Origin of the sequence: Acinetobacter sp. NEB 394, assembly GCF_013374795.1 — a bacterium.
In the GTDB taxonomy this organism is placed as follows: domain Bacteria; phylum Pseudomonadota; class Gammaproteobacteria; order Pseudomonadales; family Moraxellaceae; genus Acinetobacter; species Acinetobacter johnsonii.
Genome location: NZ_CP055280.1, coordinates 1 through 6,813, shown reverse-complemented (window position 1 = coordinate 6,813; position 6,813 = coordinate 1). Strand labels below are relative to the sequence as shown.

At 37.6% G+C, this 6,813-nt stretch carries 6 protein-coding genes and 1 pseudogene; 6 read left to right on the top strand and 1 reads right to left on the bottom strand.

Annotation, left to right across the window (positions count from 1 at the left end):
- The first annotated feature begins 153 nt into the window (after positions 1–153).
- From HUK62_RS17085 to HUK62_RS17075, 3 genes are all read left to right on the top strand, one after another.
- A complete protein-coding gene (locus HUK62_RS17085; RefSeq protein ID WP_176538531.1) occupies positions 154–1,251 on the top strand; it encodes a hypothetical protein in 1,098 nt (365 codons plus the stop codon).
- A gap of 295 nt (positions 1,252–1,546) precedes the next feature.
- Positions 1,547–2,443 (top strand): replication initiation protein, encoded by an 897-nt coding sequence (locus tag HUK62_RS17080; RefSeq protein WP_176538530.1) that lies wholly within the window; start codon positions 1,547–1,549, stop codon positions 2,441–2,443.
- Positions 2,444–2,821: 378 nt separating this feature from the next.
- Positions 2,822–3,931 carry a restriction endonuclease subunit S gene (locus HUK62_RS17075; protein WP_176538529.1) on the top strand — a complete coding sequence of 370 codons (1,110 nt, stop codon included), beginning with the start codon at positions 2,822–2,824 and terminating at the stop codon, positions 3,929–3,931.
- Positions 3,932–3,973: 42 nt separating this feature from the next.
- On the opposite strand, the pseudogene HUK62_RS17070 reads toward HUK62_RS17075, so the two are convergent.
- Positions 3,974–4,162 (bottom strand): annotated as a pseudogene (locus HUK62_RS17070) (zinc ribbon domain-containing protein); the annotation flags it as partial.
- Between the two features lie 302 nt (positions 4,163–4,464).
- Between HUK62_RS17070 and HUK62_RS17065 the strand changes: the two are divergent.
- From HUK62_RS17065 to HUK62_RS17055, 3 genes are all read left to right on the top strand, one after another.
- A complete protein-coding gene (locus HUK62_RS17065; protein WP_136144251.1) occupies positions 4,465–4,779 on the top strand; it encodes a type II toxin-antitoxin system Phd/YefM family antitoxin in 315 nt (104 codons plus the stop codon).
- Positions 4,776–5,063, top strand: coding sequence for a type II toxin-antitoxin system RelE/ParE family toxin (locus HUK62_RS17060; protein ID WP_176538528.1), 288 nt, complete (start codon positions 4,776–4,778; stop codon positions 5,061–5,063). The genes HUK62_RS17065 and HUK62_RS17060 overlap by 4 nt, the downstream gene beginning before the upstream one ends.
- Positions 5,064–5,203: 140 nt before the next feature.
- On the top strand, positions 5,204–5,422 hold the full coding sequence (locus HUK62_RS17055) for a hypothetical protein (protein ID WP_176538527.1): 219 nt from the start codon (positions 5,204–5,206) through the stop codon (positions 5,420–5,422).
- The last annotated feature ends 1,391 nt before the right edge of the window (positions 5,423–6,813 follow it).

Here is a 6,813-nt window from a genome sequence, read left to right as displayed (position 1 = left end):
TCTATAAGTCCAATTTAAAACCATGCTACGCATGGTAGGGCTTCGCCCTAAAAACACCTGTAAATATTGAAAATCTTTTACTAGATTACAAACTGGTTTTTTTATAAAAAATGGGCTATTTTTATGTAAAATCCCTTCATTACATAAATAACGATGATTGTATATAGCCCACACTCAAAATTTACTATGCAAAGAATCGCTGACCATGTTGCTAATGGAGCTTATTTTTATGCCAAAATTGACTGGAAAGAATATGAGGATTGGATAAATGGTGAGACTAAAACTATTTTTAATAGTGTAGATGGACTGATTGAAAAACTCACAGAACGTTATGATTTAAAGCTCACTCCAAGACAGCGTAATTATCGTCTTGAAAAAGGTTATCCAGTTTGTACTTGTATTGTTCAACGTGATGTTTTTGAAAAGTACAAATGGACGCTGCACTTATTATTCACTACTCCTAAGACACGAGATTTTAATTTGCAGTGTGGGGTAGCATCTCAAAAAATTGTTAATGCCAAAGATCGGGAAAAAGTAGAAAAATTACAGGATAAATTTAAGGGATTCACTTGGATAAAGCCTGAAATTCAGGCTCAAATGGATCTGATTTACAGCTATTTCAAAGATCGAGAGCCACTACAATTTATCTTGGATACTGCTATTTCTTTGAAAGTCACACAACACATGACTTTTGAGCTTGTGCGTACAGATCACAAGGTCTACAAGCCGACTGAAAAAGAATACAAAGACAGAATTCGTTCATTTTCTTGGTCTTGGAGATACAGCAAGCAGTCATATTTGCGAATGAAGGCCCGACTGATAGCTGTTGTAAATAAGCTTATTAGCCAAAAAAATAATAAGTTAGCTGAAAAAAACAGAGCTGATTTGCGTAACTTTTTTAAAATGATTGAGGCATGGGCAGTTTTTAAGAGCAACCGACAGCAATCGGGTGAATTGCTTCATTTTGCCCAGCGTTTTGTTCGTAAAAAAGTTAAAAAATCATGGCAGCAAATTGAGATTGAACCACCTCACTTGGTTTATCTACCTCGATTGGAAACTTATGCTGAAAATTTGAATGAATATCGTTATCGTAGAGAATTATTTGATCAATATGGGCTTGAGGTTCCTCTTGATTTAGTTCGGGAAGGCGACTTTATGAAGATTGCAGCTTATATGTATCGTAAAGATGTGAGCTTTGTCAGTGGAAATAAAAGAACAGATGAATCGTTATTATCTGAAAATTTGGAATGAGTATATTGGAAAATAAAATTTAAAAAATTCTAAATATTTGATTCCTAGCGTTTATTGCAGTTTCTTTTGATATTTATATATCATATTTGCGGTATATGTTTTTACTTTAAAAATTAATGGTTTAACAACTATGTCACTTTGATGTAAACTTTATTTAGAACGAAAAAAAACCCGATGTGGCGTCGGGTTTTTTTCGGGACTTGTTAAAAATAAATCTTAACTAGACCACAGTTATCTCGAACCCTAATTGTAGCCTAGTTGAGCCGAATAATTCAAATGATTTTTGAAGGGCAAAATGGCTTTAAAAAAACAGTTAGACCTGTTTTTTGATGATCTTGCGTACTATCCGCACTGCACAGATAATTTTGCGGATGGACAATACAGAACTAAAAAAACAGAAGCGATAAGAAAGAAATACATCGAATTCAACCAACCTTGCTTGGTGTCTTACTTTGTCTTTGATCTCGATTACCCTGAATCTGCACTTGCTTGGCGAGAAGAAAACTTGCCTGAGCCGTTTTGGGTCGCACAGAACCCGAAAAATGGGCATGTACATATCTGCTACCGTTTATTATTTCCCTATCCCACAACGGAAATCGCAAGCATTAAGCCAATGCAGTACGCTGCAAAAATTCAGGCTGCTATGGCTCGAAAACTCAAAGCTGATGCAGGGTACAGCCGAAAACTGACCAAAAACCCATACAATCCCGCTTGGCGGACGATGTACTTCACTGAGAAGTCGTATTTGCTCGATGAGCTGGCAGACTATGTTGTGGTTAAAGCACTTAGCAAAAGCGAGCAAGAGCAAGGTTTAGGACGTAACTGCACCATGTTTCAGCAGGGTGCATCGTGGTCGTATAGGGCTGTTATGGAGTTTAAACAGGCAAATGCCCCTTTCCAACTGTGGCATAACGCTGTCAAAGATCGCCTAAAGGACATAAACGCAGGTTTTCCCGAAGCCTTACCCTACTCAGAAGTTAAAGCTACAGCAAAGAGCATAGCAACATGGGTATGGCAGAGATTCAGTGAGCAAGGTTTAAAGAAGTGGCACGCAGAAAAAGGGCGTGAAGGTGGGAAGAAATCCAAGCGTGGAGCTAAAGCCGATTCTGAGCGTTCAACGAAGCTGTGGGAAGCAATGGGAATCAGTCGAGCAACTTACTATCGTAGGAAGAAAAAAGGACTGATAAAGTGATAGCAGATAAGCTATATCAGATATCCCCTCGAAGAGGGGGTATTTTGGCTGTCAAAAGGGTCAATTCTTATTACTATCGCAGACAGAAAAAACAAGAGAAAAAGTGAGACCAAATAAGCTATATCAGATATCCCCTCGAAGAGGGGGTATTTTGGCTGTCAAAAGGGTCAATTCTTATTACTATCGCAGACAGAAAAAACAAGAGAAAAAGTGAGACCAAATAAGCTATATCAGATATCCCCTCGAAGAGGGGGTATTTTGGCTATCAAAAGGGTCAATTTTAGGAATGTTCCACGATCTCAGCCTAGGCTATTTTTAGCTGTTTCTGTGTAGTTAATTTCTTTATTCTAAGCTTCATAATTTTAAGAGAGTTTTACGTTGTTTCCTAAATTAAGATTTAAAGAGTTTGATGGTGATTGGTTAAAGCTTAAGTATAAAGATGTTCTTACTATCAAATATGGTAAAGATCATAAGTCCCTTAATGACGGTGATATTCCTGTTTATGGTACTGGTGGGCTTATGCGTCATGTAAATAAATATCTGTATGATGGAGAAAGCATCTTAATTGGGCGGAAAGGTACGATTGATAAACCTAAATATATAAATGAAAAATTTTGGACAGTAGATACTCTTTTTTATACGGAAATTGAAGAAAGTATTGTTCCTTTATTTTTGTACCAACATGCCCTTGAAGTAAATTGGTTAGGTTTAAATGAGGCTACAGGTGTACCAAGTCTAAATACAACCTCGATTTATAATATTGATATAAGTATTCCCTCAAAAGAAGAACAAACCAAAATCGCCTCTTTTCTATCGAACGTGGATGAAAAGATTAGTCAGCTTACTCAAAAACTTGAGCTGCTTAGTCAATACAAACAAGGAATGATGCAAAAGCTGTTTAGTCAGCAGATTCGTTTCAGAGCGGATGATGGCAGTGAGTTTGGGGAGTGGGAGGAAAAGGAACTCAAAGATATAGCAGAAATTAATCCTAAATCTAAAAAGTTACCTGAAAGTTTTATTTATATTGATTTAGAAAGTGTTGAAAAAGGGCAACTATTACTTCAAAAAAATATTGAGCTACAGGATGCACCAAGTCGAGCACAAAGATTATTAGCTAAAGGTGATGTACTTTTTCAGATGGTTCGTCCTTATCAGCAGAATAATTATTACTTCAACTTAAGTGGTGAGTATGTTGCCTCAACAGGCTATGCTCAAATCCGTACAAAATTGGATTCTAAATTTATCTATTATGCTTTACACGAAAAGACATTCTTAGATGAAGTTATGAACCGTTGTACTGGTACAAGTTACCCTGCAATTAATAGCTCAGATTTATCTTCAATAGAAATACTTATTCCCTGCTTAGAAGAACAAACCAAAATTGCTAATTTCTTATCGAGCATTGGCCAAAAAATTGAAGTTGTGGCACAGCAAATTGAACAAGCTAAACAGTGGAAAAAAGGCTTGTTGCAGCAGATGTTTATTTAATGAAAAGGTTATTGCTACTTTTCCTTTGACACCCTCCCCGACCTAAAGGACGGGGATTCCTCCTCCGAGACGCTCATGTCCGAGCGCAAGAATATTCAGTGCTGAGTTTATATCTCGATTATGGAGCGTACCGCACTCCATGCACTGCCATTCTCTTATTCCTAAGCCTGCTCTACCTTTCGGACTACTGGAGCGTGAGCCACAGCACGAGCAAGTTTGGGTGGTATATGCGTAATTTGAGTGTCTTCATCCAATTATTTTAACCGTATTTTTTTTAATAGTGATTATAGCAAAAGTATTTAAAACGACATTTCATGTCGTATGGCTTACGCCAGTCGCTTATATCCTCGGGCTAAACCCCGAGGTTTTACGCTCCAATGGATAAAAAATTCTCACATTTCCATTTCCCCCTCCTAGATCAGGTATTTATCGAAAAATTTTTTAAGAAAAACCTGTACAAAATTATCTTTGATTAATTATTTTTAGTGTTTAAAATAGACAAAATGCCTACTTTTTGAATTGAGGTTTAAAACATGCAAGTTATTACAGCGAAAGATGCTAAATCTCGTTTTGGTGAATTATTGGATACGATGCAAAGAGAACCTGTCTTAGTAACCAAAAATAAACGTCCAGTTGGTGTTTTCTTATCGTTGAAAGATGTGAAAGGTACTCACTTGGAAAGTCTTTTTGATATTGAAAGTGATGATTATGAAGATTGGGAAAAAGAGAAAATAGCAGAAGCCCTAAATTCTTTGAAATCACATCCATCACAAACGACTGCAATGAAAACGGTACATGCTACAGCGATGCAAAAAGCACGAGAATTGGTAGCGAGCCGTAGCAAATGAGTTATGAAGTTTCTTATTTGCCTCAAGCAGAACAAGATTTAATTGATATTTTGGCGTATGGCATCGAAAACTGGGGTGAACAACTGGCTGAAAGTATGTACTTAAAAATTACTGATCAGTTAGAAACTCTCTACTTTTCGCCAAACCGTACTAAGAAAAAGGGCAGTCTAGGAACAAGAGAAATGCTGATTGTTGACAGTCCATATCGTGCCATCATTCATATTGATGAAGAAAAAAAACAGGTCTTCATTTTAAGAATTTTACATACATCAAGAAATATTTAATCAATGATCCCGAATTTGGCGCATAGTTTGCGTCAGGTTCAATTTTTAGAGTGATGGATTGGGTTGGGTTGCATCTAAGCGTAAAAGTTTCTTAAAACGCAAATGGTGCGCATTTAGAGCTATATTTAAATAGGTGAGTAGTGAGTGAAGAGCTAGAGTTGAGTCCAAACTCAAAATATATTAGTGAAATATACACGGATGAATCAGAGATTGAGATGCTAAAAATGGATTTAGTTATAGTCGCTGATACTGTGGATGAATGGTTAGAAGAAAATACATCGATAGACCCAGATATTTGTCGTTATATGGGAATGTTATTCCTGTCATTAGCTAATAGATTAGAATCAAAAAGAAACTGATTAGCTTAGAATTAGGTAAGGGTCGGTGACTACGCCACCGCCCTTGATAATGTGTTTTTAAATCTGCACCTGATTCAACCGACTCTGGAACGGCTGAACTCCTCTGCTAGCAAAGTCCACAGTGAACCTGAGTTTTCTATACTCAGAAATAGCGACAAAGATACTACTTGCATAAGAACAAGGCATCCAAAACAGTTGTAGCTCTGTATTTTCATCAACTTAGTTTAGTTCAAGCGACCAACTCGAACAGCAGGGGAGACCAATCCCCATTTAACCATTTTTGATTTTTTTTAACTTACAAGGCTGTTACCACCAAGTAAGCACATACTCAATATGCACCTCTGCATATCCCAACATCACTCTTTCGCAAAATCACGATTCCCTTAACAAGTCATTTCTGACAACGGTAGCTATGATTTTTACCCTTGCAAACAAGGACACAATTTCCACGATTTGAGTCGTTTTATATGCGCTACTAAAGATCGCTCCCACACTCATAACATCCACGTTTAACCAATTGACGTTTCAATTGTTTTGAGTGCTTCCCAAGTTAGTTTTGAAGTCTTAATTTGCAGTACGCCTATCTGCTAGATCACCTGATTAGCTCAAAGATTGTAAAATCAGTGAACCTCCTATTTCCGCACTCGCAGTTCCAAAAAATGCGTTATAAAATCAGATCATCATTTCGGCAGGTAAAGCACTTGCAATCCACATAGGGGGTTGTACTCCCCCATTGTCACGTTTGAGCTATGAATCGACCTTTCGAGCTTCAATGGAATGTCATCACGACAAATTCACCATTTGACAAGAAAGTGCCTGCAACGTATCCAGCTTTCGCCTCAACGCCCCGATAACTTCACAGTTACCTCAGAATCCATCGTGTGTGGCACGAACAATGCAAAAAATAAATCGTACATCTGCATTGAACGGTGGCTATTAACGAAATTTCATCCATGAAATTTCTAACCATATCTTCAAAACAGGATTTCAGCCCTTTCAGCCTAGTTCGGGAATTGCTTCCCGAACAACGTGTCACCACGCTTCCGTTTCCTTGTCGCCCAACTTCAAAGGGGTTTCCCCGACTTTAAAAATGGATTGGATCGAATAGGGGCATTGCATCCCCTAAGCTCCCATCAAAGCGTACCGAGCCAAATTTCTCCGGCAGTCCGCTTCGTCAGGTAGTCAAAAATTGGTTAAAAGTTTGACTATGAGCTGTTTAAAAAATCAAAGTTTTAGTGTGGCTGCGCACACTAAAACTCACATGGTTAGTCAGTTTTAAATATGCGTTGGTCAGACACACTTCATTGATGATAAAAATGATCATAAAACATAAAAAGCATACCGTCTATCGTGTTTTGCAGGAACTACTTATTACCCACTTACAAATACCG

What these genes read in the sequence shown, in the direction of transcription:
- HUK62_RS17085 (WP_176538531.1), top strand. Translation starts at nt 154, where the DNA reads ATGATTGTATATAGCCCACACTCAAAATTTACTATGCAAAGAATCGCT.
- HUK62_RS17080 (WP_176538530.1), top strand. Translation starts at nt 1,547, where the DNA reads ATGGCTTTAAAAAAACAGTTAGACCTGTTTTTTGATGATCTTGCGTAC.
- HUK62_RS17065 (WP_136144251.1), top strand. Translation starts at nt 4,465, where the DNA reads ATGCAAGTTATTACAGCGAAAGATGCTAAATCTCGTTTTGGTGAATTA.
- HUK62_RS17060 (WP_176538528.1), top strand. Translation starts at nt 4,776, where the DNA reads ATGAGTTATGAAGTTTCTTATTTGCCTCAAGCAGAACAAGATTTAATT.